Below are 26,153 nucleotides of genomic sequence, written 5' to 3'. Positions count from 1 at the left end.
TATCCGGCCGCTATGGAACCTCCGCGGCCGCCAGCGCCGTGGCGCCGGGCCAGCCGCCCGCCGCGACGATGTCCCGCACCAGCTCGGGGATCAGCGCGGCCACGCTTTCCGCGGCGGAGCCCATGGCGACGATGTCCGGGCTGCACAGCGAGAGCCGCCGCAGGATGGGCGGGTCGCCCACCGACAGCGCCGACAGCCGGTCGCGAGCGCCTTCGCCCACCAGCGAGGAGAGCGACAGGATGGTGGCCGCCTGGCCGCGTTCGACGATGGTCTGGATGGTGGACAGCGAATCGAGTTCGGCCATGACCTGGGTGGCCAGCCCGCGCGCGGCGAATACCTGGTCGATGAGCTGGCGGGTGATGTTGGCGCGTCCGGGCAGCACCAGCCGCATCGCCGCGGCGTCCTCCAGGCTGACGCGGCCGTCGCGGGCGCCTGGGGCGGGCGTGGCCGACAGCAGGAACAGCTCTTCCTCGACCAGCGGGACGCGGTGGATGTGGGGCAGGTCGCCGCCCTCGCGCGCGGCCGCGCCCGGTGGCGGTGCCGGCTCGAACAGCAGGGACATCTCCAGGCGGCCGTTGCCCACCAGTTCGCGCAGGTGGCCGCTCAGGCTTTCGACCAGGCTGAGCTGGACGTCGGGATAGCGCTGCTGCACGGTGGCGATGAGCGGGCCGGCCAGCACGTTGGCGGCGCTGGTGGGCATGCCTACCGACACCGGGCCGCCGGGCAGCGCGCCGGCATGCGCGACGTCGCGGCGCAGGCGTTCGACCTGCCGCAGCACGGCCTGGGCATGCAGGTACAGCGTCTTGCCGCCGGCGGTGGGTGTGACGCCGCGCACGCTGCGCGCCAGCAGCCGCACGCCCAGTTCGGATTCCAGGTTCGCCAGCTGCGCGCTCAGGGCCGGCTGCGCGATATAGAGATCCTTGGCCGCGCGGGACACGCTGCCCAGTTCGACGATGCGAACGAAGTACCGCAACTGCCTCAGTTCCATGTTCTTCTCTCGTGCTCGCGGCGGAACACTGTAGACCATAGGTTCCGCGTATACCGGGATCGCAATGTCCTATTATTCCCGACGCATCGATGTCCCTACCATGGCTTCCCATTCCCGGAGAAGCCGCGCAAGGGCACGGACATCATGATCGACCTCTATTTCTGGACCACTCCGAACGCCTACAAGGTCTCGATCCTGCTGGAGGAACTGGGGCAGCCCTATCGCGTGGTGCCGGTGCACATCGGCAAGGGCGAGCAGTTCGATCCCGCCTTCCTGGCCATCAGCCCCAACAGCAAGGTGCCCGCCATCGTCGATCAGGACGGTCCGGACGGGCGGCCGCTGGCGATGTTCGAGTCGGGCGCGATCATGATGTACCTGGCCGAGAAATTCGCCAGCCCACTGCTGCCCGCCGATCCGGTGGGGCGCTATGCCACCGTGCAGTGGCTGATGTTCCAGATGGGCGGAGTCGGCCCCATGCTGGGCCAGGCGCATCACTTCCGCAAGTACGCGCCCGAGACCATTTCCTACGCGGTGGACCGCTACACCAACGAGGCGCATCGCCTGTACGGCGTGATCGACCGCCGCCTGGGCGAGGCCGAGTACCTGGCCGGCGATGCCTATACGCTGGCCGACATCGCCACCTATCCCTGGCTGCGGCCCTACAGGTGGCAGGGCCAGGACATCGACGCCTGGCCCAACCTGAAGCGCTGGTACGCGGCGGTTCGCGCCCGTCCGGCCGTGCAGCGCGGACTCGCGGTGCTGGCCGGGAAGGTGGACCGCAGCGGCGCTCCGCCCCAGGGCGAGCGTTGGAACAACCTGTTCGGCGGCGCCCGGCCGGGCGCGCGCCAAGTCTGAGAACCGCCACACCGAAGGAAACCCATGTCCGCCGCCTTGCCCATGCTCAAGGGATACCGCGTCCTGGATATGACGCAGATCGTGGCCGGGCCGACCTGCTCGCGCATCATGGCCGAGCTCGGCGCCGACGTCATCAAGCTCGAACTCGCGCCGTTCGGCGACCGCACCCGCATAGGCGGACTGCGTTCGCGCGATCCGCTGCACAAGAATTCCAGCCGCAGCACCTATTACTTCCAGCACAACCATTCCAAGCGCAGCGTGGCGGTGGACATGAAGCATCCGCGCGGCGTGGCGCTGATCAAGGCGCTGGCCGCGCGCTGCGACGTGCTGGTCGAGAACTTCAGCCCGGGCGTCATGGAGCGCGCGGGGCTGTCCTACGAGGCGCTGCGCGAAGCGAACCCGGGCCTGGTCATGTGCTCGATCTCGCTGGCGGGCCAGCGCGGGCCGCTCAGCCGCAAGCCCGGCTACGACTATGTCGCCCAGGCCTATGCCGGGATCACCGACCTGATCGGCGACCCGGACGGCGATCCGGCGATGATCACCATGGCGGTCGGCGACACGGCCACCGGGCTGACGGCGGCGATGGCCGTGGGCTATGCGCTGCTGCATCGCGAGCGCACCGGGGAAGGCCAGCACGTCGAGGCCTCGCTGCTGGACACCTATTTCCAGATGCACGAGGTGGCGCTGCCGCGCGTGTCGCTGCGTCCCGGCTATACGCCGCGCCGCACCGGCTCGCAGCATCCCGACGGCGGTCCGACCGGCCTGTTCCGCTGCGGCGACGGCCGCTACATCGCCCTGGCCACGCTGCCCCACCAATGGGAGGCGCTGGCCCGCGCGCTGGACATGCCCGAACTGCTGGCCGATCCGCGTTTCGCCACGGCGGCCCTGCGGCGCGACAACAACGCGGCGCTCAAGACCCTGCTGGAAGGGTGGCTGGCGCGCTTCGATTCCTGCGAGACGGCCGTGGCCGCGCTGGAGGCGCACCGCATTCCCTGCGCGCCCGTCCTGACGCTGAACGAGGCGATGGCGCAACCGCACCTGCGCGAGCGCGGCACCGTGCGGCGCGTCCATGACGAGGTGCTGGGCGATTTCGACATCCCCGGCTTGCCGGTCCGTTTTTCCGCCTGGGAACCGGCGCGCGAGCTGCGCGCCGATGCCCTGGGCGAGCACAACGAAGACGTGTTGAGCGAGGTGCTCGGGCTGGGGCCCGAGGACATCGAGGCGCTCTACGCGCAAGAGGTCCTGGTACAGGACAGGCTGATCGCGCGCGGCAGACGCGGGGCGGCCTGACGAGTCATCCATCCAAGGAGGAGGCATCATGCGGACATTCATGCTTGCGGCGGCATTGGCCGTGGCGGCCGGGCCGGTATCGGCGCAGACCTTTCCGGCACGACCCGTCACGGTGATCGTGCCGTTCTCGGCCGGCGGCCCGACGGACGTGGTCGCGCGGCACCTGGCGCTGGCCATCGGCGCCAACCTGGGGCAGACGGTGGTGGTGGACAACCGGCCCAGCTCGGGCGGCATCGTCGGCGCGGAAGCGCTGTTGCGCGCCGCGCCCGACGGCTACACGCTGATGATCCACAACATCGGCATGTCCACCGTGAAGGCGCTGTCCCCGGAGATCAAGTTCGATCCGGTGCGGGACTTCGGCTATGTGGGCGAAGTGGTCGACGTGCCCATGACGCTGGTCGGCAAGAAGGACCTGCCGGCCAGGAATTTCCAGGAACTCTCGGCCTATCTGCAGAGCCAGGGCTCGCGCATCAACCTCAGCAATGCCGGCATCGGCACGGCGTCGCATCTATGCGGGCTGATGCTGATGACGCGCCTGAAGGTGGCCCTGACGACCGTTCCGTACAAGGGCGCCGCGCCGGCCATGACCGACCTGCAGGGCGGCCAGGTCGACCTGCTGTGCGACCAGATCACGACCACCCAGCAACCCATCCTGGCGAACCGCGTGCAGGCCTATGGCAGCACCACGGCGGTCCGCCTGCCTTCGCTGCCGGAGCTGCCGACGCTGAGCGAACAGGGCCTGCCTGGTTTCGAGGTCACGGTCTGGCACGGCCTGTACGCGCCGCGCGCGACGCCGCCGGCCGTGATCGGCCGGCTGCAGCAGGCCTTGCAGGCCGCCCAGTCGGATCCGGCTTTCGTCGACAGCATGAAGAAGCTGGGGGCGATGCCCGTGGGAGCCGGACGAGCGACGCCCGCCGCGCTGGAACAGAAGCTCAAGAGCCAGGTTGCCACGTGGACACCGCTCATCCAGCAGTCGCAGGGATTGGTGCAATAGCACGGACGCGGATTTTTTCTGGAGCAAGACGCAATGAAGATCGAGATGTACTGGGACGTGGGCAGCACCAATACCTATTTCGCCATCAAGCTGATCAAGCCATTGCTGGCGCGCTACGGCGCCGAACTGGTGCTGCACCCGTTCAACCTGGGCTACGTGTTCCGCAGCAACAACTACGAACTGATGAAGGAACCCAAGGCGAAGCTGCGCAACCGCAAGCGCGACCTGATGCGCTGGGCCGAGAAGTACGGCCTGCCGTTCCAGATGCCGCGCGAGTTCCCGATCAAATCCAGCCGTGCCTTGCGCGGATCGCTGGCCATGCGCCGCCACGGCAAGGAACTGGAATTCGTCGAGCGGGTCATGGAGCGCTACTGGGAGCACGGCGACGCCAGCATCGCCGAGTATGCCGGCCTGCGTCCCATCGCCCAGGCGCTGGGGGTGGATCCGGACGCGTTCGAGCGCCTGAGCGCCTCGGACGAGATTGCCGAGGAACTGGCCCGCAGCACCAACGAGGGCGTCGCGCGCGAGGTGTTCGGCGTGCCGATGATCATCGTCGGCGACGAGCTGTTCTGGGGCAAGGACCGGATGGAGTTCGTCGAGGACGAGCTGCGGCGCCGGCAGGCCCGCGCGGCCTAGGCGCGCTTCTGTTCAGCCAGGCAATGCGGGCAGTAGCGGGCGTGCGGCTTCAGGTAGCGGTCGCATTCCAGGCACAGCGATCCTCCTCGCAGTTCGATCTCCCGCAGGCGCCGCCGCTTGCGCCAGGACGATCGAAGCTTGAGCAAGCCCAGCAGGAAGGCAACCGCGAGCGAGCTGTAGGCGAGGGTGGTCATGGCGCCTCGAAAACGAGGAATAGGGACTGTTTATTCTAGATTTTTCATGTTGCATTCTGTAAACATTTCCGCAATGTAATGTTGCAGTGGTGTTTTACATACAGATACAGGTTGGCCCGGCCCGGCGTAGCGGGTTCACGCGGAATGCGATTCGTGGGGCAGGGTGAAGCGCAGGGTGGCCCCCTTGCCCGCCTCGCCATGGGCGACGATGCGTCCACCGTGGCGTTCGATGATGCGGCGGCAATGCGCCAGCCCCACGCCGGTGCCGTCGAAATCCCGGTTGGAGTGCAGCCGGCTGAACATGGTGAAAAGCTTGCCCGCCTGCCGCATGTCGAAGCCGGCGCCGTTGTCGCGCACGTTGATGGCGACGGTCTGCTCGTATTCGTCGGCCCAGACCTCGATCCGGGCGTTCGGTGTGTAGCGGGTGAACTTCACCGCGTTGTCCAGCAGATTGACCATGACCAGCCGGATCAAATGAGGGTCGGCGAACACGCGCGGCAGCGCGTCGATGCGCCACGAAACCGATCGGTCGCCCACGCTGGCGGCCAGCTCCGACTGGATTTCCTGCACCATGGTGCTGAGCGGCCATAGCGAGGGCACGATGCCGGCGCGCCCAAGGCGCGACAGTTCCAGCAGGGCGTCGATGGTGCGGTTCATGCGCTCCGCGGTGGTCAGGAGCGCGGACAGCATGGGCTTGATGTCGCTGCCCGGCTGTCCGGTCTTGCGCAGCATGATGTCGGCGGCTGACATGATCTGGCGGGCGGGCGCGCGCAGGTCATGGCTGACCGAACTGGTGAAGGCTTCCAGTTCGGCCGTGCGTTCGGCCACGCGCAGCTCCAGGGTTTCGTTCAACTGCCGGATCTTGTCTTCGGCCAGCCGGTGTTCCGTGACGTCGACGCAGAACAATTCGACCCGCTGCTTGCCGTCCCGGGTGACGCTGATCGCGGCCAGCTCGACGTCGCGTTTCTGGCCGTCCAGCGCCACCAGCCGGTAGGGCCTGAACTCGGCGAAGCCCGGGGCCTGGGCGAGTTCCTCGATGCGCCGGCGGACCTTCTCGCGGTCCTTGTCGACGATGAAGTCCGAGAACGGCCGCCCGATGGCGCGGCCCGACCAGTCCGCCGACAGCATGAGGAGCGCCGCGGGGTTGGCATAGATCAGCAGGCCGTCGACCTGGGTCAGGATGCCGATGGGGGCATGCTCGATGACGGCCTTGTACATCGATTCGCGTTCGATCAGGCCGTGCTTGGCGCGCACCGCGTCGGTCACGTCGACCAGCATCATCAGCGTGGCCTGGGGGCCCGCGTCCGTGTCGGCGTGGGGCGAGAGGAAGACGTCGAATTCGCGCTTGACGTTGTCGGGCGTGGTGAACGGCAGTCGGAAGCTCGCGGCCTTGCCCTGCGTGGCCTGTTCCAGGTGGGGCGCGCACAGCGAGGCCGCGCGGCGCGGCCACAGCTCGCGCATGGTGCGTCCCAGCGCGACGGCGGCAGGCTTGTCGATCAGGGCCAGGTAGGGGCCGTTGGCATAGGCCAGCGAGCCGTCGGCGCCGGTGATCGCCATGGCGTGCGGCAGCAGGTCCAGCAGCGGTTCCAGGTGCGTGGCCGGCTGCGCGGGGCGGTCGAGGGCGGCTCGCGCGGCCAGCCGCTGGCCCGCTGCCTGCGAGGCCGACAGGCAAAGGTGGACCACGGCGACGGACAGCAGCGTGGTCACGGCGAACAGCGGCGCGACCGGGACGTCGGGCAGGCGCCAGACCAGTGGCAGCGGACCGATCATCCAGCCCCAGAAGTCCAGCAGCGACGTGAAGACCACCGAGGCCGCCGAGAGCAGCGTCGATTCGCGCAGGGGCAGCACGATGACGCCGGCGACCAGCGTGGAGATCAACGGAACGGCGATCGGCCATTGCAGGCCGCCGCTGACCGCACAGGCCAGCAGGGCCAGCGCGGAGCATCCGTATATCAGGCCTCGTCCCCGGACGGGAAGGCGGACTTGGGCGGAGGCAGCGGCTCCGGCGTCGCCTGCCTGGGCGCTTGCTCGGTCAGCCGACATTGGAGCTTGGTATCAATTGAAATAAAGGGTTACTTGTGGCAGCCGCGCCGGATTGTACCGGCTTCCCCCCGGACTGGGAATCATCGGTGTCAGGCGAGAACCAATTGGATCATTCCGCCGGGTCGGTCAGGCGGGTCTCGATATTGGCCAGCACGCGTGCCGACGCGCCCTTGGCCTCGAGCGCGAACAGCAGCAGCGAGTGGGCGGTGACCTGGTAGACGTCTCCCGCGTTGAACACCGGCAGGTCCTCGCGCACCGGCATGTTGGTGTCCAGCAGACAGGTCCAGGCATCGGGGCCGGGCACGTCCGGCAGCGTGAAGTTGACCGTATCGTGATGGGCGTTGAACACCAGCAGGAGGGTGGCGTCCGAGGCCGGGCGCTTGATGCCCGAGGCCTGGGCGCGGCCGTCGATCAGCATGCCGAAGCAGCGCATGGACTCGTCGGCCCATTGCTCGCCGGTCAGCGGCGTGGCCGAGGGCGAGAGCCAGCGCACGTCGGTGACGTCCAGGGCCTCGTTGTATTCGCCCGTCAGGAAGCGGTTGCGCCGCAGGACCGGCAGGCGCCGGCGCAGGTACAGGAGCTTGCGCACGAACTCCTGCAGTGCGCGGCCGTCGTCGTCGATGCCTTCCCAGTCCACCCAGCTGATCTCGTTGTCCTGGCAGTAGGCGTTGTTGTTGCCCCGCTGCGTGCGTCCGAATTCGTCGCCGGCCAGCATCATAGGCGTGCCCTGCGACAGCAGCAGGGTCGCCAGCATGTTGCGCTTCTGGCGTTCGCGCAGCGCCCGGATGCCCGGATCGTCGGTGGGGCCCTCGGCGCCGCAGTTCCACGAGCGGTTGTCCGAGTGCCCGTCGCGGTTGTCCTCGCCGTTGGCTTCGTTGTGCTTGTCGTTGTAGGACACCAGGTCGTTCAGCGTGAACCCATCGTGCGCGGTGACGAAGTTCACGCTGGCCCAGGGCTTGCGTCCGCGCCGGTTGAAGCGGTCGCCCGAGGCGGTGATGCGGGTGGCGAAATCGGCGGCCGTGCCCGCGTCGCCCTTCCAGAAGCCGCGCACGGTGTCGCGGAAACGGTCGTTCCATTCGGCCCAGCCCGGGGGAAAGCCGCCGACCTGGTAGCCGCCCGGCCCGCAGTCCCAAGGCTCGGCGATCAGCTTGACGCTGGACAGGATGGGATCCTGGCGGCAGCTGTCGAGGAAGCCTCCGCCTTCGTCGAAGCCATGGTCCTCGCGTCCCAGTATGGTGGCCAGGTCGAAGCGGAAGCCGTCCACCTTCATCTCCGTGACCCAGTAGCGCAGGCTGTCCGTCACCATCTGCAGCGTGCGCGGATGGCTCAGGTTCAGGGTGTTGCCCGTGCCCGTGTCGTTGATGTAGTAGCGCGCCTGCCCGGGCAGCAGGCGGTAGTACGAGGCGTTGTCGATGCCCTTGAAGGACAGCGTCGGTCCCAGTTCGTTGCCCTCGGCCGTGTGGTTGTAGACCACGTCCATCAGGACTTCCAGGCCGGCATCATGGAAGTGGTCCACCATGCCCTTGAATTCCTGCACGGCCTCGCCGGCGAAATAGCGCGGATCGGGCGCGAAGAAGCCCAGCGTGTTGTAGCCCCAGTAGTTGGTCAGCCCCTTTTCCAGCAGGTGGTTGTCGTTGACGAAGGTATGCACCGGCAGCAGTTCCACCGAGGTCACGCCCAGGCCCCGCAGATAGGCGATGACCTCCGGGTTTTGCAGCCCGGCCAGGGTTCCCCGCAGCTCGCGCGGCACGTCCGGATGCAGCCGGGTATAGCCCGCCGCGTGCATCTCGTACACGACGGTCTGGTCCCAGGGCACGAGCAGCCGTTCGGGGCGGCTGCCCGATGCCGAATCGACCACGATGCACTTGGGGACGAAAGGGGCGCTGTCGCGCTCGTCGAAGGACAGATCCGCGTCCGGATCGCCCACGCGGTAGCCGAACACTTCCGGCGACCACTGCAACTGTCCCGCGTGCGCCTTGGCATAGGGGTCCAGCAACAGCTTGTTGGGATTGAAGCGATGCCCTTCGTCGGGGGCATAGGGGCCGTGTACGCGATAGCCGTACAGCGTGCCCGGTTGCAGGCCGTGCAAGTAGCCGTGCCAGATCTCGTCGGTGAATTCGGGCAGTTCTATCCGCTCGGTCTCGTGGCCTTGGGCATCGAACAGACAGAGCTCTACCTTGGTGGCGTGGGCCGAGAACAGCGCGAAGTTCGTGCCCCGTCCGTCCCAGGTCGCGCCCAGGGGATAGGGGTGGCCTTCGGCAAGTCGATAAATTCCGTTCGCCATGCTGCTGCTTCCGCTACGAGCCGGGTCATAGCATGCAACAAAAGCGCTCGCCCAAGTGTCCTACGCGAGGTAAAAGAAGTAAGCGGACCGAAGGCTTCAGGCGTGGAAGCGTTCCGCCGTCAATCCATCCAGGTCGATGGCGGGCTGCCGGCCGGCCACGATGTCCGCCACGATGCGCGAGGTGCCGCAGGATTGCGTCCATCCGTTCGAGCCGTGGCCGCTGTTCAGGAACAGGTTGTTCCAGCGCGTGCGGCCCAGGATGGGCGGGCCGTCCGGCGTCATGGGCCGCAGGCCGGCCCAGAATTCCACCTGGTCCCAGTCCAGTCCCCGCGGGAACAGTTCGCCCACGACGTCGATCAGCAGCTTCCTGCGTGCCGGGTTCAGGCCCAGTCCGTATCCGGTCAGCTCGGCCATGCCGGCGGCGCGTATGCGGTTGCCCAGGCGCGAGATCATGATCTTGTTGTGCTCATCCATGACCGCCATGCGCGGGACCGCGTCGGGGTCGGACACGGGTACGGTGATGGAATAGCCCTTGAGCGGATAGACCGGCAGGTTCAGGCCCAGCGGCCGCACCAGGAACGGCGCGTGGCTGCCCAGCGCGACGACGTAGGCATCGGCGCGCAGCAGGCCCTGCGACGTGCGGACGGCATCGATGGCGTCGCCGTGGCGTTCCAGCGCGTCGATGTTCACGCCGTATCGGAAGTCGACGCCGCGCTGTTGCAGGAACGCGGCCAGCCCTTGCGAGAACTTGTAGCTGTCGCCCGAGGCGTCGGCGGGCATGTGCAGGGCGCCCGCCACCGTGGCGCGGCTGTGCGCCATGGCCGGTTCCAGCGCGCTGATGTCGGCGGCATCCAGGATGCGCCAGGGCACGCCGTATTCCTCGAGAGCCTTGGCCGACAGGCGGCCCAGGTCGAGTTCGGCGGGCGTGCGGAAGATCTGCAGCGTGCCGCCTTCATGGAAGTCGAACGACGGCAGGTCCTCGCCGCTGGCGATCTCGCGCAGGCATTGCAGGCTGTAGTGCGCCACGCGCTGCATGCGCAGCTTGTTGACGCGGAAGCGCTCGGCATTGCAGTTGCGCATCCATTGCAGCACCCAGGCCACCTTGCGGGGCTCGGGCAGCGGCGAGAACCGGATGGGGGAATCGCGCTGGACCGACAGCTTCAGCACCTTGGAGATCATGCCCGGCGCGGCCCAGGGGCCGGCGAAGCTCGGACACAATCCTCCCGCGTTGCCGTAGCTGGTCTCCCGGCCGGGGCCGGGCTGGCGTTCGACCACGGTGACTTCGTGACCGTCCTTCCACAGGTAGTAGGCGGTCGCGACGCCGACCACGCCGGCGCCCAGCACGAGGACTTTCATGAACCTTGCCGCTTATTCGACCGTGATCTTGGCCGCGTCGATGATCTTCTGGTAGCGCGCCATTTCCGAGTCGATGTACTTGGCGAAGTCGGCCGAGTTCTTGTAGGCCGATTCGAAGCCCAGCGACGACAGGCGTGCCTTCATCTCGGTCGAGGCCATGATCTTGGCCGCGGCGGCGTCCAGCTTCTTCAGGACCGGGGCCGGCACCTTGGCGGGCGCCCACAGGCCATACCACGAGTAGAACTCGAAGTCCTTGAAGCCGGCTTCGCGCATGGTGGGCACGTCGGGCAGCAGCGGGCTGCGTTCGCGGCCGGTCACGGCCAGGGCGCGCAGCTTGCCCGCCTTCACGTGCGGCAGCGACGACAGCATCGGGTCCATCATGGCCGACACCTGGCCGCCCACGAGATCCTGCAGCGCCGGCGCGGCGCCCTTGTACAGCACGATGGGGATGTCGCCGGTCAGGTGGGTGTCATGCAGGAACAGCGCGGAACTCAGGTGGCCGGCCGAGCCGAAGCCGCTGGTCGCGAACGTGTACTTGGTGGGGTTGGCCTTCAGGACGGAGACGAATTCCTGGACGTTGTGGGCCGGGACCTGGGGGTGGACGCTGAAGATCAGCGCGCCCTGGGCCAGCATGCTGACGGGGGCGAAGTCCTTGACCGCGTCGAACTTGATGTCCTTCTTGTACAGCAGCGGATTGATGGAGTGGATGGAGGCGTTGAAGTACAGCGTGTAGCCGTCCGGCTCGGCGCGCGCGACATAGGCGGCGCCGATCATGCCCGAGGCGCCGGCGCGGTTCTCCACGACGATCGATTGCTTGAGCTCGTCCTTGAGCTTGTCGGCGAACAGGCGGGCCGTGTTGTCGACCGCGCCTCCGGGGGCGTGGGGGACGACGATGGTGATCGTACGGGACGGATAGTCGCCCTGGGCATGGGCGGGACTGGTCAGGGCTGAGGCGCCGGCCAGGCCGGCAACGGCCAGGGTGGTGCGCAGGAAAGTGCGGCGGGTCGTGTGGTTCATGATTTCCCCATATTCGAAAAACAGAATTGTCTCCGTTTTCTATATATTTTGCGGTTATTAGAAAATGCTCCGGCTTCCCCTGTCGGGGCGGGCCGCAGCCCGCGCGTCCTGGGCCGTTCCGCAAGCGGGACGGCACGGACGCCTTGTTGTTCTCCTGTTTTCCTTCTTGTTCCCGGATCGGCGCCCGGGTTTCCGTCAGAACGTGCCCGGGTAGCCGCCGCCGTCGATCAAGAGGCTCTGGCCCGTGATGTAGCCCGTGTGCGCCGAGCACACGAAGGCGCACAGCGCGCCCAGCTCCTCGGCGCGCCCGTAGCGGCCGGCGGGGTTGTTGCTGCCGCGTTCTTCCCAGAGCTGGTCGAAGGTCTTGCCGGTGTCCTCCAGCATGCCCTCGATGTGGCGGCGCTGGGCGTCGGTGGCGAACACGCCCGGCAGCAGGTTGTTGATCGTGACGTTGTGGCGCACCGTCTGGCGCGCCAGTCCCGCCACGAAACCCACCAGGCCCGAGCGCGCGCCGTTGGACAGCCCCAGCTCGATCTGCGGCGTCTTCACGCTGCGCGACACGATGTTGACGATGCGGCCGAACTTGCGTTCGACCATGCCGTCCACCGTGCGGCGGATCATCTCGATCGGGCCCAGCATCATCGAGTCCAGCGCCTGGTGCCAGTCATCCAGCGTCCATGTGCGGAAATCGCCGGGCTCGGGGCCGTCGGCATTATTGACCAGGATGTCGGGAGCGGGACAGGCGGCCAGCGCCGCGTCGCGTCCCGCTTCGGTCGTGATGTTGGCGACCACGTAGCGCACCGGCGTGCCGGTTTGCGCCGTGATCTCCGCCGCCGCCTTCTCCAGCGTGGTCTGGGTGCGCGCCGCGATGGTCACGAGCACGCCTTCCTGCGACAACTGGAGCGCGCAGGCGCGCCCCATGCCGCGGCTGCCGCCGAATACCAGCGCGCTCCTGCCTTGGATGCCGAGGTCCATGAGTCGCGTCCGTCCGTCAGGCCGACTTCAGCTCGGGCGAGCTCCAGCCGTATTTCTTGTCCAGTTCCAGCTCGCGCACCACGCGCAGGCCCTTTTGCAGCGCCTCGGGGGCCAGGCTCTTGAGCGGCTTGCGCAGGTCGCCGGCGGGCAGGCCCACGGCCTTCATCAGCGACTTGATCGCCACCGGGTTGATGGCCGAGTACGAGAAGTGCAGCATGGGCAGCATGTGCAGGTACATGTCGCGGAAGCTCTCGGACACTTCCGGCGTCTTCCAGGGCTTGGAGATCGTGGCGATCTCGGCCGGGGCGATGTTGCCGGTCATGTTGGCGGTGCCGTGGCCGCCCAGGCTCATGGTCGGGACGACCAGGCCCAGGTTGGGCGAATCGCAGCACATCACGGCCACGTCGGGGCGGGCGCGCAGCACTTGCGCGACCTGGCCCACGCGGGTGGTCGATTCCTTGTGCACGACGTAGTTCGGGTGCTTGAAGATGCGCAGCAGGTTGTCCCAGTGCAGGTCGGTCTTCACGCGCGGCGGGTTGTTGTAGATGCCCAGCGGCAGGTCGGTGGCGTCGGCCACTTCCAGGAAGTAGTCCTCGATGTCGGACTCGGGGCCGCAGATATAGGCCGGCGCGGCCAGGATGGCGCCGTCCGCGCCGTTGGCGTGGGCGAAGCGCAGGTAGTCGATGGTGGTGTCGGTGTTGTTGCCGGTGCAGCCGTAGAAGAACTTCATCTTGCCGTTCTTCATCTTGGCCGTCTCGGCAATGATCTGCTGGCGCTCCTGCTGCGACAGCATCGAGACCTCGCCCGTCGAGCCCATGATCAGCACGGCGGAGGTACCGTTGTCTTCATGGAACTTGAGCAGGGTGCGGAAGCCTTCGAAATCGACGCTGCCGTCTTGATTGAAAGGAGTGATCAGGGCGACGAACGACCCTTCGATTTTCATCTTAGCCATGGCGATTCCACCGATTGATTAACTGTTACATGATACTCCGCGGGGAAACCCTCGTTCCCCGCGCGATACCTGGGTTTCCCGGTCAGGCGCGGCGCGCGACGGGGGGCGAATCGATTTCGGCCAGTGCGGCGAAGCCGCCTTCCAGGTCGGCGATCAGGTCGGCCGGATCCTCCAGGCCGACGTGCAGGCGCAGCGCCTGGCCGGTGTACGGCCACTTGGCGGTGACGCGGTCGCCCGACGGGTTGAAGGGGATGACCAGGCTTTCGTAGCCGCCCCATGACACGCCGATGCCGAACAGCTGCAGGCTGTCGATGAAGGCTTCCACCGCGGCCGGCGAGGCGGGCTTGAGCACCACCGCGAACAGTCCGGCGGCGCCCAGGAAATCGCGTTTCCACAGCGCGTGGCCGGGATGGCTGGGCAGCGCGGGGTGCAGCACCTTCTCCACCTCGGGCCGGGTCTCCAGCCACGAAGCCACCTCGACGCCCGACTTCCAGTGCTGCTGCAGGCGCACGTTCATGGTACGCAGGCCGCGCAAGGCGAGATAGACGTCGTCGGGACCGGCGGTCTGGCCCAGGTCCTGGGTGGTGCGCTTGATCAGCGGCCAGGTCTCCTCGGTGCAGGTGACGATGCCCAGCATGGCGTCGGAATGGCCGACGATGTACTTGGTCGCGGCCTGGATGGAGACGTCCACGCCATGCTCGAAGGGCTTGAAGAACAGCGGCGTGCCCCAGGTGTTGTCCATGACCACCTTGGCGCCGTGGCGATGGGCTACGGCCGCGATGGCGGGGATGTCCTGCATCTCGAAGGTCTCGGACCCGGGCGATTCGACGTAGACCACCCGGGTGTTGGGTCGCATGCTGGCTTCGATGCCGCCGCCCGAGGTCGGGTCGTAGATGGTGACTTCCACGCCGAAGCGGCCCAGCACCCGGGTCAGGAAGGTGCGGGTGGGCGAATAGGCGCTGTCGGTCAGCAGCACGTGGTCGCCGGCGGCCAGCAGGGCGGTCAGCGCGGTGGCGCAGGCGGCCAGCCCCGACGGGAACACCTGCGAGCGGTAGCCGCCTTCCAGTTCGGCGATGGCTTCTTCCAGCGCGTGGTGGGTGGGCGTGCCGAAGCGGCCGTAGGTGGTGGCGCCCGGCTCGTCGGCGGCGCGCCGCTTCTTCTTTTCTTCCCATTCGGCCATGGTCTCGTGAAGTATGGTCGACCCGCGGAAGATCGGGGTGTTCACGAGTCCGGCGAAACGCTCGGGGTGCCTGCCGGCGGTAACCAGCCTGGTCTTTTCTTTCATTGCTGCTGTTGTCCTCGAATACACAGACGGCGCCGGTGGCGCCGGACCCATCCGCGATACGGCCGGGCATGGAGAAAGTGTAGGGGGGATGGTGATTAAATTTTTTTCCTTATTGACACCGGTTTGTCAAAAAATGGGAAAATTATTTATCCTGTAGTCTCTAGAATAGTGATTGATTCCCCATGGATAAAAAAGACAGCAATATTCTTTCTATCCTCCAGGAAGACGCCACGCTCTCGGTCAACGAGATCGCCGAGCGGGTCAGCCTGTCCCCCACCGCGTGCTGGAAACGCATCCAGCGCCTGACGCAGGAGGGCGTGATCCGCAAGCAGGTGTGCCTGCTCGACAACCGCAAGCTGGGCGTGGGAGTGACCGTGTTCGTGGCCGTCAAGACCAACCACCACGACCTGCAATGGCTGCAGAAATTCGCCGCCGGGGTGCGCGACATGCCCGAGGTGGTCGAGTTCTACCGGATGAGCGGCGAGATCGATTACCTGCTCAAGGTCGTGGTTCCTGACATCCAGGGCTTCGACATGGTGTACAAGAAACTCATACAGGTCGTGGAACTCTTCGATGTCAGCTCGAGTTTCGCGATGGAAGAACTGAAATACACGACGGCGCTGCCGTTGGACTACGCTTGATCCCTGCCGAGACCGCCATGGCCGTAGACGTCAAACGCTTTCCGTCCCTGTCCCACTGGGGCGCCTTCACCGCGGTCGTCGCCGACGGCCGCCTGCAGGCCTGCGAGCCGTTCGCGCTCGATCCTGCGCCGTCGCCCATCCTGCAATCCATGCCCGGCATGGTCCACTCGCCCCTGCGCATCGCCCGTCCCGCCGTGCGCGAAGGCTGGCTGCGCGACCGCGAGCGGGCCGACCGCGCAGCGCGCGGCAGCGACCGTTTCGTGGAAGTGGAATGGGACGTGGCCCTGAAACTGGTGGCCGACGAGCTGGCGCGGGTGCGCGCCACGCATGGCGATGCCTCGATCTTCGGCGGCTCCTACGGCTGGTCGTCGGCCGGCCGCCTGCACCATGCGCGCACGCAAACCCACCGCTTCCTGAACGCGGGCGGCGGCTGCGTCAACCAGGCCGGCAACTACAGCTGGGGCGCGGCGCAGTTCCTGCTGCCGCACGTCATCGGCACCTATTCGCCGGTAACCGGACGCGTCACCGACTGGAACAGCGTGGCCGCGCACACCCGGCTGTTCGTGGCCTTCGGCGGGATACCGCTGCGCAATACCCAGATCACCTCGGGCGGCGCCGGCGAGCATTCCGCGCCGCGCTGGCTGGCGCGCGCGCGGGAAGCGGGGGTCGAGTTCGTGGTCGTCAGTCCCACGCGGGGCGACGTGCCGGAAGGCATCGACGCGCGCTGGATTCCCATCCGCCCGAACACGGACGCGGCCCTGATGCTGGCCATGGTCCACGTGCTGCTGACCGAGGACCGGCATGCTGCCGACTTCGTGCAGACCCACTGCGCCGGCTTCGACCGTTTCGCCGACTACGTCCTGGGCAAGACCGACGGCCAGGCCAAGAGCCCCGAATGGGCGCAAGAGCTGTGCGGCGTGCCGGCGGCCGACATACGCGCCCTGGCGCGACGCGCCGCCGACACGCGCACCATGCTGACCTGCACCTGGTCCCTGCAGCGCGCGCACCGCGGCGAGCAACCCTATTGGGCGGCCATCGCGCTGGCTTCGGCTCTGGGCCAGATCGGCCTGCCCGGCGGCGGCTTCGCCTTCGGCCACGGCTCCATGAACGGCGTCGGCAATCCACGGCCGGCCGCCGCCTCGCCCGAGATGTCCTCGGGCGCGAACCCCATCGGGCGTTCGATACCCGTGGCGCGCATCGCCGACATGCTGCTGCAGCCGGGCGAGCCCTTCGAGTTCAACGGCCGCAGCGACGTCTATCCCGACATCCAGATGATCTACTGGGCGGGCGGCAATCCCTTCCATCACCATCAGGACCTGAACCGCCTGGTGCGCGCCTGGAACAAGCCCCAGACCATCGTCGTGCACGACAGCTGGTGGACGCCCACTGCGCGCCGCGCCGACATCGTGCTGCCGGCCACCACCACGCTCGAACGCAACGACATCGGCGGTTCCTCGCGCGACCGCTTCGTGCTGGCCATGCACCAGGCCCTGGCGCCGCATGCGCAAAGCCGCAACGACTTCGACATCTACCGCGAGCTGGCGGCCATGGGCGGCTACGAGCAGGCCTTCACCGGCGGCCGCGACGAGTTCCAGTGGATACGCCACATCTACGACGGCATGGCCGCGGGATGGCGCGAGTCGGGGTTCGACGCGCCCGGCTTCGAGGACTTCTGGCGCGCCGGCTACCTGGAACTGCCCGAGCCGACGCGCGAGTTCGTGCTGTTCGAGGACTTCCGCCGCGACCCCGCCGCCCACCCGCTCAAGACGCCATCGGGCCGCATCGAGATCTATTCCGAGCGCATCGCCGGCTTCGGCTACGACGACTGCCCGCCCCATCCGGCCTGGGTGCCGCCGGCCGAATGGCTGGGCGCCGACCTGGCCGCGCGCTTCCCGCTGCACCTGGTCACCTCGCAGCCGGGCGACAAGCTGCACTCGCAGCTGGACGCCGGCATCGTGTCCACCGCCAACAAGGTGCACGGGCGCGAACGGGTGCGGATGGCGGCCGGGGATGCGGCGGCGCGCGGAATCCAGGACGGCGACCTGGTCAAGGTCTACAACGATCGCGGCGCCTGCATCGCGGCCGTGTCCGTGCAGGACGGCGTGATGCCCGGCGTGGCCATCATGTCCACCGGCGCATGGTTCGACCCCCTGGACGCGGCGCTGGAGCGCCACGGCAATCCCAATGTGCTGACCCTGGACGCGGGCACGTCGCGCCTGGCGCAGGCGCCCAGCGCGCTGTCGGCGCTGGTGGAGATCCGCAAGTGGGAAGGCGAGGCGCCGCGGGTCGAGGCGTTCGAGGTGCCGGCCCTGGCGGTCTAGCGGCCGCTACTCAGGCCGCGTCCGCATCGGGCGCGGCCTGGTGGTCGCGCTTCTGCCGGCGGAACTGGGCCGGCGTCAACCGGGTATAGGCCTTGAACCGCTTGGCGAAATGCGTCGCGTCCAGGAATCCGGACGAGATCGCGATCTGCTGCAAGGGCAGGTCCGTATAGGCCAGCAGATTCTTCGAATTCTCCAGACGGATCTGGTCCAGCAGCGGCTTGAACGACTTGCCGGTCTCGTGCTTGAGCAGGTGAGTGAGATAGGTCCCCGTCAGGTGCACCTTGCGGGCGACGTCGGACAGCGTTAGCGGGCGGTTGAAGTTTTCCTGCAGGAAGCTCAGCGCCGCGCGGGCACGCTTGTCCAGGCTGGGCGCCGCGGATTCGGCCTTGTCGATGCGCTTGAAATCCTCGCTGTAGCGCCTGGCCACCGCCGTCAGCAGCAGGGTCAGTTCGGCTCTGGCCTCGGCCTGGTCGAGGATGTCCTTGCGTTGGCAGGCGGCGCGGATGCGCTCGCACCGCGCCCGCATGTCCAGGGTGGCCGCCGCATCCAGCGCGTAAGTGCAGAATCTCTGGTAGACGAACGGGGCCAGCTCGGGCATGGCGTACAGCTGCGAATCCTGCACGGCGATTTCGGACACCGAGAACCCGCGCCGAAGAAAAGGCGCGTCGAAGTACAGGACGTAGCATTCGGCGTCTTCGGGGAAGGTGACCTGGTGGACGGTGTAGGGGCTGACGAAGAAAATGTGCCCGGCGCCGGCCTCGATGGTCCTGCCCGCGATGTCGTGGGTGGCGCTGCCCGACGCGACGAAGAATATCTGGAAGAAACTGTGGCGGTGCGCGGGCATGTTGCGCTCGGCGGATTCGGTGGTTCGGACGCCGATTCCGTCCCAGCAGAAACGCTTCTGCGCGAGCGAGAAGGTAGGTATCGTCTTGGTCCCCATGGAGCGCGACTCCGCAACGGCATCGCGCCAGCTTATGCGCTTGCCGGCCGCCGTTGAATAGGGCCTTCCACGAGGCCCAGGTCGATCAGCCGCAGGCACGCGTAGATGGCGCGCAGGGTCGGAACCTCCAGTCCGTGGTGGGCCGCCAGTTCGAGCAGCGCGCCCAGGATGGGATCCAGTTCCAGCCGCCGCCCGGCTTCCACGTCTTGCAGCATGGAGGTCTTGTGCCGCCGGCTGCCGCGAGCCCGGGCGAAGGCGGCCTCGGTGTCGATGGGTTCGGCCAGCCCGCAGGCCCGCGCCACCCGCAAGGCTTCCTCCATCAATTGGCCCGCCAGCCAGGTGCCCGGCGCATCGTCCAGGACCTGGCCGAAGCCCAGGTGGGAGATGGCGCCCAGGGGGTTGAAGGCGGCATTGATCAGCAGCTTGCGCCATTTCTCGAGCCGGATGTCGGCGGCCAGCCTGACCGGCAGGCCGCAGCCGGCCAGCAGGTGCGCGGGGCGGTCCGCCGCCCCCGAACCGGCCACCACGTCACCCAGGGCGAACAGGTCGCTGGCGACGACGGCTTCCACCAGCGTGGCGTCCGGCCCGAACGACAGGCCCTTGGTCACCGTGCAGCCGGCGATGCGTTCCAGGGGCAGCGCGCGCTCGGCGTCGCCGTCCGGGTCGACCGCATGCAGCCGCAGCGGCGGCGCCCCGGTGCCCAGGAACTGCCACCAGGGAAGGCCGTTCTGGGGCAGCACGATGACCGCATCCCGGACGTGACGGGCGAATTGGCGGGCCGCGGCCGGCAGGTCCTGCGCCTTGACGGCGAAGATGACCATCTCCCAGCCGGCTTCCGGCGGAGGCGAAAGCATGCATGGCAGCGGTATCGTCCGCGCCTGGCCGCCGTCCTGTCTCGCCAGTCGCAGTCCGTGGGCAGCGACATGGCGCAGGACGGGGCCGCGTCCATGCAGCGTGACGTCGATGCCCGCCTCGGCCAGGCGCGCCGCGAAGTAGGCGCCGATCGGACCGGCGCCGATCACCAGGGTGCGCATGGGGGCCTCAAAGCTCGTAGCCCCGCTCGCGCAGGGCCTCGTCTATCCAGGCGGAATCGTAGGCGCCGTCGGCGATCTGGGCGACCAGCCGCTCCTCCCGCTGCTGGATGGCGCGCGCGGCATCCGCGACCTCTTCCAGTTGCCGCCGGGGGATGGCGATGACGCCGTTGCGGTCGCCCACCAGCAGGTCCCCCGGCTCGACCACCATGCCGTCCAGCGATATCGCGATGTTGAGCTCGCCGGGGCCGTCCTTGTAGGGGCCACGGTGGGTGTAGCCGCAGGCATAGACCGGGAATTCGGATTCGGCGATGCAATCGATGTCGCGCACGGCGCCGTGGATGATGATGCCCGCCAGCCCACGCTGGCGCGCCCACGAGGTCATGATCTCGCCCACGATGGCCTGCTCCAGCATGCCCCCCGCGTCCACGGCCAGGACGTCGCCCGGCCGCGCGGCGGCGATGGCCTTGTAGACCATCAGGTTGTCGCCGGGCGGCAGTCTGACCGTGACGGCCGGCCCGATCATGGCGCCGCCGCGGTGCAGGGGCTTGAGCGCGGTGCCCGCGGGCGAGGTCTTGCCCAGGCTGTCCGAGATGTTGGGCGTGGGAATGCCCCGGAACCGCTCGCATAGCGCGGCGGGCGGAGAAGGCGGAGAGGGATGGATGCGAAAACCAGGTTTCATGGGAGGTCCTAGGGGGCGTTGACTGGGCGTCAGTCGTTCGCGTGCTGGTAGGTGAACGTGCTGGCGTCGATTTCCGGCTCCAGCCCGACGGCCTCGTCGGCGGGGAAGTTGAGTTCCACCTTCACCCCGTTCGGGTCGAACAGGAAGAGCTGGTAGAGCCCCTGGGCGTTGACGCGGCGCTGGCGGAAATCGACCTGCCTGGCCCGCAGGCCGGCCATCATGTCGTGCAGGCCGCTGCAGCGAAAGCCGATGTGGTCGATGACTCCCGAGCCGCTGGTCTGCTCGGACTGCTGGCCGAGGTAGCGCTTGCGGTTGTCGGTGGTCTTCCTGCCGCCGTGGGTAATGTGCAGGACGTCGCGGTCACCCAGGTACATCCACTGGACGGGGAAGCCGAAATCGGGCGTCGGCCCCGGCGCCATGCCCAGCACGTGCTGGTACCAGTGGACGGTTCCCTCGAAGTCCTCGGTCTGCACGAGATAGTGTTCGATGTATTGCAGGGGCATCGCTGTGCTCTCCTTGGCGCGGCGTCCGGCGCCGCCAGTGGGGTGCGTCACGCGTTCGAGGCGCGTTCCAGGGTCATGGCGGACGTGAATTCGCCCGCTTCCAGCAGCGTGATTTCCGCTTCGCCGGCCCCATCCAGCCGATGCTGTCTGGCACGCTGGTATTCCGGCGAGTGGTAGCAATCGAGCGCCTGCTGCAGCGAGGGAAACTCCAGCAAGACGAAGCGCGTGAAATGGCCGTCGCCCTCGACCTGCACGAAGGGCGCGCCCCGGGACAGCACCCGCGCTCCATATTTCTCGATGATGGCGGGAACCTGCTCCGCATATTTCATGTAGCGGACCGGATCGATGACCCGGCTGCGCGCCAGCCAGTAAGCACTCATGGAAGACCTCGACGAAAAGGGTCAGTCGGCGGGGGACAGCAGCCGCAGCGGCCGTTCGATGGCATCGCGCATCAACTGATTGGCGTCCTTGCCCGCCAGGCCACGGGCCAGTTCGCGCGCCTCGGCCACGAAACGGGAGGCGGGCAGGGAACGTCGATCGAGTTCGCGGGTCGTCCGGTCCGCCAGGTCGGCCATTCTTTCGTCGAGCGCCATCCGCTCGTGCGTGGGCAGCTCCAGGAACGCGCATCCCGCCGCCGCGAATCGTTCCCGCGCCAGGGCGCCGCCAAGGCCATACAGGATCTGGGTCTCGGCCTGGGCCTCGGCGCGCAGCCAGTCGTTCAGGATGGCCTGGAGGCCGGGTTCCAGCCGTTGCAGGAACGCGGCGCTCAGCCCGAACTCCATGTTCATCATGGAAACGCCCATCTCGATCCGATAGGGGGCCTTTGCGCCCACGCCGAAGACATCCGCCGATCCGTCGGCAAGCGAGACCGCATCGACGCGGCCCGCGAGAAAGGCCGGCAGCAGCTCCACCGAACTCAGCGCAACGGGCGTGGCATCGAGCGCCGTGGCGATCCGGCTGTCCAGGCCGGCGTTGACGGCGATCGACATGCCGCGCAGGTCCGCGAGGCGCCGGACCGGCTTGTGCGAGAACAGGTGGTAAGCACCGGTGGCCTTCAGGCGTCCCATCAGCAGGCCCGGCCTTTCGAACTCGGTCCGCAGGTATTTCGCATACAGCCGCTCCGCGACCTCGGTGCCGATCTCGCTGTTGGGAAAGAGTCCGGGCAGCGCCAGCAACTGGGCCATCGGGTAGTCGTCGGCCCGCCAGTTCGTGTAGCACGGCGCAAGGTCGGTCCGGCCGTCGGCCAAGGCCTCGAAGCCTTCAGCGGCGGGATGCGCGCTTTCCCCCCAATGGCCTTCGGCCACGAGCCGGCCGCGGGACATGCGGCGCAGCGCCGAGAACGACGGGTCGAATACTTCCCGGACCACGTACGCGTCGGCCGAGGGGTGCGCGCTGACGCGCATGACGACAGGGGGAGCGGCATGCGTGGACGGCTCGGCCGGTGTCTGGCCGGCCTCGCTCGACAGCCATGCGCGGGCGGCCGCGCATCGCATGAGCTCCTGCTTGACGGAGTTGGGCATGGGGTCAGGTTCGCTTGCGAGGGGAGAGGGGGCCTGGCCTTACCGCAGGCGCAGGCCTTCGATGACCGCCGCCATTTCGCCGCGCTCGGTCTGCCCCACCTGCTGAAGCTCGGCGGGGCTGCTGGCGCGGGCCCGCAGCCCGTAGCCGGCGATCTGGTCGCGGCTGGCCTTCTGGTCCAGCACGCCCTGGACGGCTTCGCTCAGCACGCGCAGCACCGGAGCCGGCGTGTTGGGCGGCGCGTACAGGCCGACCCAGGGCACGTACTCGAACTCGCGCACGCCGGCCTCTTTCAGCGTCGGCGTATCGGGCAGTTGCGGGGATCGCGTGCCACCGCCGACGGCCAGGGGCCGCAGCTGTCCCGTCTTGATGAACGGAACCGCTACGGACACCGCGATCCAGGTCGCCTGGATCTGCCCGGACACGACGTCCGCGACCGCTTGCGGGCCGCCGCGATAGGGAACGTGCAGGAGATCGGCGCCGGTGGCCGATTTCAGCATTTCCATGGCGATGTGCTGGGGGCTGCCCATGCCGACCGAGCCATAGGAAAGCTTGCCGGGATGCTGCCTGGAATAGTCCACGAATTCCCGCAGCGTCGAGGCCGGCAACGCGGCGGGCACGACCAGGACGCTGGGAAGTTCGGCAATCATGCTGACCGCCGCCAGCGTGCCGATGTCGAAGGATGGCCGGTCGGGAAGATTGGGAACGAAAGTGATCAGGCCGTTGTTCAGCGCCGCCAGCGTATAGCCGTCGGGCTTGGCGCCGTGGAGCCGGGAGGCGCCCAGCACGCCGCCGGCCCCGGGCAGATTCTCGACGATCACTTTCACGCCCAGTCTTTTCGACAGTTCGCCCGCGACGACCCGGGTCGCGATGTCCGAGGCGCTGCCCGCCTGCAACGATACGATGACGGTGATGGGCTTGGACGGAAAGGGTTCGTCGGCAAGCGCGGGGCGCCATGCCAGGCCGACGACGGCAAGCAAGAGCTGCAGTCCCCGGCGCAGCCCGGCGTGAGGGGCGGATGTCATGGGGTGTCTCCGGTCTTTCGTTATGGCCTCATGGTAAGCCGGCCACCCTGGTCCGTTATGTCTGTTTCCGATGGGCTATTGGCGTTTTCCGGCCTGTCCCGCCGGCGCGGCCAGCACGGCCTTGCGGCGTGAATACAGGAAATACACCGCGAGGCCCGCCAGCACCCACACGCAGAAGGCCAGCCAGGTGATCCGGTCCAGATGCGCGATCAGGAAGACGCAGCAGGCCACCGCCGCGAGCGGCACGTAGGGGACGCCGGGGCAGCGGAAGCCGCGCCGCAGGTCCGGATGGGTCCGGCGCAGCACGATGACCGCCAGCGAGATCAGCGCGAAGGCGGTCAGCGTGCCGATATTGATCAGCTCGGCCAGCACGGCCAGGGGCACGAGCCCGGCGATCAGCGCGAAGGCCAGCCCGACGGACCAGGTCAGCGTGAAGGGCGTCGCGTGGCGCGGGTGCAGGGTGGCCAGCCGCCGCGGCAGCAGGCCGTCGCGCGCCATGGCGTAGAGAATGCGCGTCAGGCCGTAGCTCATGACGAGGATGACCGTCGTCATGCCCAGGATCGCGCCCAGGTCCACCACGCCGGCCAGGCCGAGCTGCCCCGTGCGCTGCAAGGCCAGCGACACCGGGTGGTCGGAGTTGGCGGTGAAGTCCTGGTAGGGCACGATGCCGGTCATGACCAGGGTCACGAGCACGTACAGCACGGTGCAGATCAGCAGCGAGCCCAGGATGCCGAGCGGCAGCGACCGCTGCGGATTCCTGACTTCCTCGGCCGAGGACGCGACCGCGTCGAAGCCGATGAACGCATAGAACATCAGGGCCGCGCCGGCGTACACGCCGCTCATGCCGTAGGGCATGAAGGGCGTCCAGTTCTCGGTCCGCACGTGGGTGGCGCCGGCGGCGATGAACAGCACCACCACCAGGATCTTGATCACCACCATCGCGTTGTTGACGCGCTTGGACTGGCGGATGCCCAACGATAACAGGGCGGTGATGGCGGCCAGGACCAGGAAGGCGGGCAGGTTGAACAGCGAGGCGCTGCCGGACACGGCGCCCGGCGCGGCGCGCAGCGCCTCGGGCAGGTGCAGGCCGAAGCCGGCGATCAGCGATTGCAGGTAGCCGGACCAGCCGGCCGCGACGGCCGAGGCCGCCAGGCCGAATTCCAGGATCAGTATCCAGCCGATCAGCCAGGCCGGCAGTTCGCCCAGCGTCGCGTAGACATAGGTGTAGACCGAGCCGGAGACCGGCAGCGCGGACGAGAACTCGGCATAGGACAGCGCCGAGAAAAAACAGGCGATGGCCGCCAGGACGAAGGACAGCGACAGCGCCGGGCCGGCGATCAGGCTGCCGGTGCCGGTCAGGATGAAGATGCCCGAGCCGACCACCGCGCCCACGCCCAGCATGACGAGATCGAAGGTGGACAGGCTCTTGCGCAGGCCGGCCGTCTGGCGCTGCGCCAGCATGCTGTCTATGCTCTTGACGCGGAACAGGTCCATGGGCACCCCGCTGGATGTGGTGTCGGCGCGTGCTCGCTCGGTCCGTTGCCCGCATTCTCACACAGGTGTCCTGGCGAGGCGATTCTTGTCCCGGGAGCCTTTCTGCTGGTACAGTAGCGGGCTTGCGTCCCTGTAGTTCAATGGATAGAACAGGTTCCTCCTAAGAATCAGATCCAGGTTCGATTCCTGGTGGGGACGCCACCCGCCGCCTTCCCTTTCCGCTGTACCTCCCCGCTGTCATCCCCCTGCCGCCTCGGCCGACAACTGCACTTCCTCGGTGGTCGCACGCCGCAGCTCGCGCCGCTGCGCGAAGTCGAAGCGCCGGCCGCGATGCAGGGTGGCGGTGTTGTCCCACATGACCAGGTCGCCCACGCGCCAGTGATGGCGGTACACGAACTCGCGCTGGGTCGCATGTTCGAGCAGGTCGAGCAGCAGCATGCGGCCCTCGGCCACGGTCATGCCCACGACTTCGCACGCGTGGATGCCGACGAACAGGATCTTGCGGCCCGAGCGCGGGTCGGTCTGCACGAGCGGCCAGCGCACCGCGGGCAAGGCGTCGCGCTGGGCCTGGGTGTATCCGGTGTCGCCCAGCAGGAAGCGCGAGTGCAGGGCGTAGTGCACGGCCTGGAGATCGCCGATGGCGGCCTTCATGCCCTCAGGCAGGTGATCGTAGGCGGCGCGCAGGTCGGCGAACTCGGTCTGGCCGCCGTCCTGCGGCACCACCACCGCCGACAGCATCGAATACTTGGCCCGCGGGCGCTGGAACGAGCTGTCGCTGTGCCAGAGCTGGTTGGCGATGTTGCCGACGATCTTGGCGTGGTCGCGGCCGGCGACCGAGCCGTCGACGGTGACGTTCGAGATGTCGGCCAGTTCCGCATGGTCGAAGCGGTGGGCGCCTCCCTTGACCTTGCGCAATCCCAGGTCCAGCGGGCCGAAGCCCTGGGCGAAGCGGATCTGCTGGTCCTGGTCCAGCGGCTGGTTGCGGAACACCAGCACGGCGTAGTCGTCCATCGCCTTTTCGACGGCGCGGACGGCGGCCGCGTCCAGCGGCCGGGCGAGGTCCAGCCCCGAGGCTTCGGCGACGAAACCGGGGGTCAGGGGCGTGAGTGAAAGTGCCATGGTGCGAGTC

Annotated in this window: 24 protein-coding genes and 1 tRNA gene; 7 read left to right on the top strand and 18 right to left on the bottom strand. The window is 67.9% G+C overall.

Features of this window, described 5'->3' with window-relative positions; all coding sequences use genetic code 11:
- Nucleotides 1–10 precede the first annotated feature (10 nt).
- Nucleotides 11–988: a LysR substrate-binding domain-containing protein gene (locus tag EGT29_RS20130; protein WP_161567888.1), complete on the bottom strand. Its 978-nt coding sequence runs from the start codon at nt 986–988 to the stop codon at nt 11–13.
- Nucleotides 989–1,132: 144 nt separating this feature from the next.
- Here EGT29_RS20130 and EGT29_RS20125 point away from each other — a divergent pair, with 144 nt between their 5' ends.
- From EGT29_RS20125 to EGT29_RS20110, 4 genes are read left to right on the top strand one after another with little or no spacing between them, the layout of a single operon-like run.
- Complete coding sequence (locus EGT29_RS20125; protein WP_124690637.1) at nt 1,133–1,843, top strand: glutathione S-transferase family protein; 711 nt, start codon at nt 1,133–1,135, stop codon at nt 1,841–1,843.
- A 24-nt stretch (nt 1,844–1,867) separates the two neighbouring features.
- Nucleotides 1,868–3,133 carry a CaiB/BaiF CoA-transferase family protein gene (locus EGT29_RS20120; RefSeq protein ID WP_124690636.1) on the top strand — a complete coding sequence of 422 codons (1,266 nt, stop codon included), beginning with the start codon at nt 1,868–1,870 and terminating at the stop codon, nt 3,131–3,133.
- A gap of 28 nt (nt 3,134–3,161) precedes the next feature.
- Nucleotides 3,162–4,127, top strand: a complete 966-nt coding sequence (locus tag EGT29_RS20115; RefSeq protein WP_124690635.1) for a tripartite tricarboxylate transporter substrate-binding protein — start codon at nt 3,162–3,164, stop codon at nt 4,125–4,127.
- Nucleotides 4,128–4,160: 33 nt separating this feature from the next.
- Nucleotides 4,161–4,763: a 2-hydroxychromene-2-carboxylate isomerase gene (locus EGT29_RS20110; RefSeq protein ID WP_124690634.1), complete on the top strand. Its 603-nt coding sequence runs from the start codon at nt 4,161–4,163 to the stop codon at nt 4,761–4,763.
- Here EGT29_RS20110 and EGT29_RS20105 read toward each other — a convergent pair.
- From EGT29_RS20105 to metC, 8 genes are all read right to left on the bottom strand, one after another.
- Nucleotides 4,760–4,957: a hypothetical protein gene (locus EGT29_RS20105; protein ID WP_124690633.1), complete on the bottom strand. Its 198-nt coding sequence runs from the start codon at nt 4,955–4,957 to the stop codon at nt 4,760–4,762. The genes EGT29_RS20110 and EGT29_RS20105 overlap by 4 nt on opposite strands.
- A gap of 135 nt (nt 4,958–5,092) precedes the next feature.
- The gene (locus tag EGT29_RS20100; protein ID WP_124690632.1) at nt 5,093–7,000 is read right to left on the bottom strand and encodes an ATP-binding protein; all 1,908 of its coding nucleotides are present in this window, start codon (nt 6,998–7,000) and stop codon (nt 5,093–5,095) included.
- 109 nt (nt 7,001–7,109) lie between these two features.
- Nucleotides 7,110–9,284, bottom strand: coding sequence for a glycogen debranching protein GlgX (gene glgX, locus EGT29_RS20095; protein ID WP_124690631.1), 2,175 nt, complete (start codon nt 9,282–9,284; stop codon nt 7,110–7,112).
- A 96-nt stretch (nt 9,285–9,380) separates the two neighbouring features.
- Nucleotides 9,381–10,640, bottom strand: a complete 1,260-nt coding sequence (locus EGT29_RS20090; RefSeq protein WP_124690630.1) for a D-amino acid dehydrogenase — start codon at nt 10,638–10,640, stop codon at nt 9,381–9,383.
- A gap of 12 nt (nt 10,641–10,652) precedes the next feature.
- Complete coding sequence (locus EGT29_RS20085; protein WP_124690629.1) at nt 10,653–11,657, bottom strand: tripartite tricarboxylate transporter substrate binding protein; 1,005 nt, start codon at nt 11,655–11,657, stop codon at nt 10,653–10,655.
- Nucleotides 11,658–11,852: 195 nt separating this feature from the next.
- Nucleotides 11,853–12,632 (bottom strand): SDR family oxidoreductase, encoded by a 780-nt coding sequence (locus EGT29_RS20080; RefSeq protein ID WP_124690628.1) that lies wholly within the window; start codon nt 12,630–12,632, stop codon nt 11,853–11,855.
- 16 nt (nt 12,633–12,648) lie between these two features.
- Entirely contained in the window at nt 12,649–13,584 is a 936-nt protein-coding gene (locus EGT29_RS20075; protein WP_124690627.1) for a 4-hydroxy-tetrahydrodipicolinate synthase, read from the bottom strand.
- 82 nt (nt 13,585–13,666) lie between these two features.
- A complete protein-coding gene (gene metC, locus EGT29_RS20070) occupies nt 13,667–14,869 on the bottom strand; it encodes a cystathionine beta-lyase (protein WP_124690626.1) in 1,203 nt (400 codons plus the stop codon).
- A 182-nt stretch (nt 14,870–15,051) separates the two neighbouring features.
- On the opposite strand from metC, the gene EGT29_RS20065 reads away from it, so the two are divergent.
- Together EGT29_RS20065 and EGT29_RS20060 are read left to right on the top strand one after the other, a co-directional pair.
- Nucleotides 15,052–15,510: an Lrp/AsnC family transcriptional regulator gene (locus tag EGT29_RS20065; protein WP_087781515.1), complete on the top strand. Its 459-nt coding sequence runs from the start codon at nt 15,052–15,054 to the stop codon at nt 15,508–15,510.
- 17 nt (nt 15,511–15,527) lie between these two features.
- Entirely contained in the window at nt 15,528–17,831 is a 2,304-nt protein-coding gene (locus tag EGT29_RS20060) for a molybdopterin guanine dinucleotide-containing S/N-oxide reductase (protein WP_124690625.1), read from the top strand.
- Between the two features lie 10 nt (nt 17,832–17,841).
- Here EGT29_RS20060 and EGT29_RS20055 read toward each other — a convergent pair whose 3' ends face one another.
- The 8 genes from EGT29_RS20055 to EGT29_RS20020 form a co-directional block, all read right to left on the bottom strand.
- Nucleotides 17,842–18,771, bottom strand: a complete 930-nt coding sequence (locus EGT29_RS20055) for an AraC family transcriptional regulator (RefSeq protein ID WP_124690624.1) — start codon at nt 18,769–18,771, stop codon at nt 17,842–17,844.
- Nucleotides 18,772–18,803: 32 nt separating this feature from the next.
- A complete protein-coding gene (locus EGT29_RS20050) occupies nt 18,804–19,805 on the bottom strand; it encodes a ketopantoate reductase family protein (RefSeq protein ID WP_238160135.1) in 1,002 nt (333 codons plus the stop codon).
- Between the two features lie 7 nt (nt 19,806–19,812).
- On the bottom strand, nt 19,813–20,484 hold the full coding sequence (locus EGT29_RS20045; RefSeq protein WP_124690623.1) for an RraA family protein: 672 nt from the start codon (nt 20,482–20,484) through the stop codon (nt 19,813–19,815).
- Nucleotides 20,485–20,513: 29 nt separating this feature from the next.
- A complete protein-coding gene (locus EGT29_RS20040; protein WP_124690622.1) occupies nt 20,514–20,987 on the bottom strand; it encodes a VOC family protein in 474 nt (157 codons plus the stop codon).
- A gap of 47 nt (nt 20,988–21,034) precedes the next feature.
- Nucleotides 21,035–21,367 (bottom strand): DUF1330 domain-containing protein, encoded by a 333-nt coding sequence (locus EGT29_RS20035; RefSeq protein WP_124690621.1) that lies wholly within the window; start codon nt 21,365–21,367, stop codon nt 21,035–21,037.
- Between the two features lie 21 nt (nt 21,368–21,388).
- Nucleotides 21,389–22,507 carry a TRAP transporter substrate-binding protein DctP gene (dctP, locus tag EGT29_RS20030; protein WP_124690620.1) on the bottom strand — a complete coding sequence of 373 codons (1,119 nt, stop codon included), beginning with the start codon at nt 22,505–22,507 and terminating at the stop codon, nt 21,389–21,391.
- 39 nt (nt 22,508–22,546) lie between these two features.
- Nucleotides 22,547–23,530, bottom strand: coding sequence for a tripartite tricarboxylate transporter substrate binding protein (locus tag EGT29_RS20025; protein WP_124690619.1), 984 nt, complete (start codon nt 23,528–23,530; stop codon nt 22,547–22,549).
- Nucleotides 23,531–23,605: 75 nt separating this feature from the next.
- A complete protein-coding gene (locus EGT29_RS20020) occupies nt 23,606–25,024 on the bottom strand; it encodes an amino acid permease (protein WP_124690618.1) in 1,419 nt (472 codons plus the stop codon).
- Nucleotides 25,025–25,150: 126 nt separating this feature from the next.
- Between EGT29_RS20020 and EGT29_RS20015 the strand changes: the two genes are divergently transcribed.
- A tRNA-Arg gene (locus tag EGT29_RS20015) sits at nt 25,151–25,225 on the top strand.
- A 36-nt stretch (nt 25,226–25,261) separates the two neighbouring features.
- On the opposite strand, the gene EGT29_RS20010 is transcribed toward EGT29_RS20015, so the two are convergent.
- Nucleotides 25,262–26,143, bottom strand: coding sequence for a TauD/TfdA family dioxygenase (locus EGT29_RS20010; protein ID WP_124690617.1), 882 nt, complete (start codon nt 26,141–26,143; stop codon nt 25,262–25,264).
- Nucleotides 26,144–26,153 lie beyond the last annotated feature (10 nt).

The organism is Pigmentiphaga sp. H8 (assembly GCF_003854895.1).
Classification (GTDB): Bacteria; Pseudomonadota; Gammaproteobacteria; order Burkholderiales; family Burkholderiaceae_B; genus Pigmentiphaga.
The sequence above is the reverse complement of the archived record's forward strand: the minus strand, read 5'-3'. Positions and strand labels throughout refer to the sequence as shown.

Bases quoted from the DNA above. Each gene is read 5' to 3' on its own strand.
- dctP (WP_124690620.1), bottom strand. From the start codon at position 22,507: ATGCCCAACTCCGTCAAGCAGGAGCTCATGCGATGCGCGGCCGCCCGC.
- EGT29_RS20115 (WP_124690635.1), top strand. From the start codon at position 3,162: ATGCGGACATTCATGCTTGCGGCGGCATTGGCCGTGGCGGCCGGGCCG.
- glgX (WP_124690631.1), bottom strand. From the start codon at position 9,284: ATGGCGAACGGAATTTATCGACTTGCCGAAGGCCACCCCTATCCCCTG.
- EGT29_RS20055 (WP_124690624.1), bottom strand. From the start codon at position 18,771: ATGGGGACCAAGACGATACCTACCTTCTCGCTCGCGCAGAAGCGTTTC.
- EGT29_RS20080 (WP_124690628.1), bottom strand. From the start codon at position 12,632: ATGGACCTCGGCATCCAAGGCAGGAGCGCGCTGGTATTCGGCGGCAGC.
- EGT29_RS20125 (WP_124690637.1), top strand. From the start codon at position 1,133: ATGATCGACCTCTATTTCTGGACCACTCCGAACGCCTACAAGGTCTCG.
- EGT29_RS20120 (WP_124690636.1), top strand. From the start codon at position 1,868: ATGTCCGCCGCCTTGCCCATGCTCAAGGGATACCGCGTCCTGGATATG.
- EGT29_RS20085 (WP_124690629.1), bottom strand. From the start codon at position 11,657: ATGAACCACACGACCCGCCGCACTTTCCTGCGCACCACCCTGGCCGTT.
- EGT29_RS20025 (WP_124690619.1), bottom strand. From the start codon at position 23,530: ATGACATCCGCCCCTCACGCCGGGCTGCGCCGGGGACTGCAGCTCTTG.
- EGT29_RS20010 (WP_124690617.1), bottom strand. From the start codon at position 26,143: ATGGCACTTTCACTCACGCCCCTGACCCCCGGTTTCGTCGCCGAAGCC.
- EGT29_RS20045 (WP_124690623.1), bottom strand. From the start codon at position 20,484: ATGAAACCTGGTTTTCGCATCCATCCCTCTCCGCCTTCTCCGCCCGCC.
- EGT29_RS20110 (WP_124690634.1), top strand. From the start codon at position 4,161: ATGAAGATCGAGATGTACTGGGACGTGGGCAGCACCAATACCTATTTC.
- EGT29_RS20130 (WP_161567888.1), bottom strand. From the start codon at position 988: ATGGAACTGAGGCAGTTGCGGTACTTCGTTCGCATCGTCGAACTGGGC.
- EGT29_RS20050 (WP_238160135.1), bottom strand. From the start codon at position 19,805: ATGCGCACCCTGGTGATCGGCGCCGGTCCGATCGGCGCCTACTTCGCG.
- EGT29_RS20020 (WP_124690618.1), bottom strand. From the start codon at position 25,024: ATGGACCTGTTCCGCGTCAAGAGCATAGACAGCATGCTGGCGCAGCGC.
- metC (WP_124690626.1), bottom strand. From the start codon at position 14,869: ATGAAAGAAAAGACCAGGCTGGTTACCGCCGGCAGGCACCCCGAGCGT.
- EGT29_RS20060 (WP_124690625.1), top strand. From the start codon at position 15,528: ATGGCCGTAGACGTCAAACGCTTTCCGTCCCTGTCCCACTGGGGCGCC.
- EGT29_RS20105 (WP_124690633.1), bottom strand. From the start codon at position 4,957: ATGACCACCCTCGCCTACAGCTCGCTCGCGGTTGCCTTCCTGCTGGGC.
- EGT29_RS20040 (WP_124690622.1), bottom strand. From the start codon at position 20,987: ATGCCCCTGCAATACATCGAACACTATCTCGTGCAGACCGAGGACTTC.
- EGT29_RS20100 (WP_124690632.1), bottom strand. From the start codon at position 7,000: ATGTCGGCTGACCGAGCAAGCGCCCAGGCAGGCGACGCCGGAGCCGCT.
- EGT29_RS20090 (WP_124690630.1), bottom strand. From the start codon at position 10,640: ATGAAAGTCCTCGTGCTGGGCGCCGGCGTGGTCGGCGTCGCGACCGCC.
- EGT29_RS20075 (WP_124690627.1), bottom strand. From the start codon at position 13,584: ATGGCTAAGATGAAAATCGAAGGGTCGTTCGTCGCCCTGATCACTCCT.
- EGT29_RS20065 (WP_087781515.1), top strand. From the start codon at position 15,052: ATGGATAAAAAAGACAGCAATATTCTTTCTATCCTCCAGGAAGACGCC.
- EGT29_RS20035 (WP_124690621.1), bottom strand. From the start codon at position 21,367: ATGAGTGCTTACTGGCTGGCGCGCAGCCGGGTCATCGATCCGGTCCGC.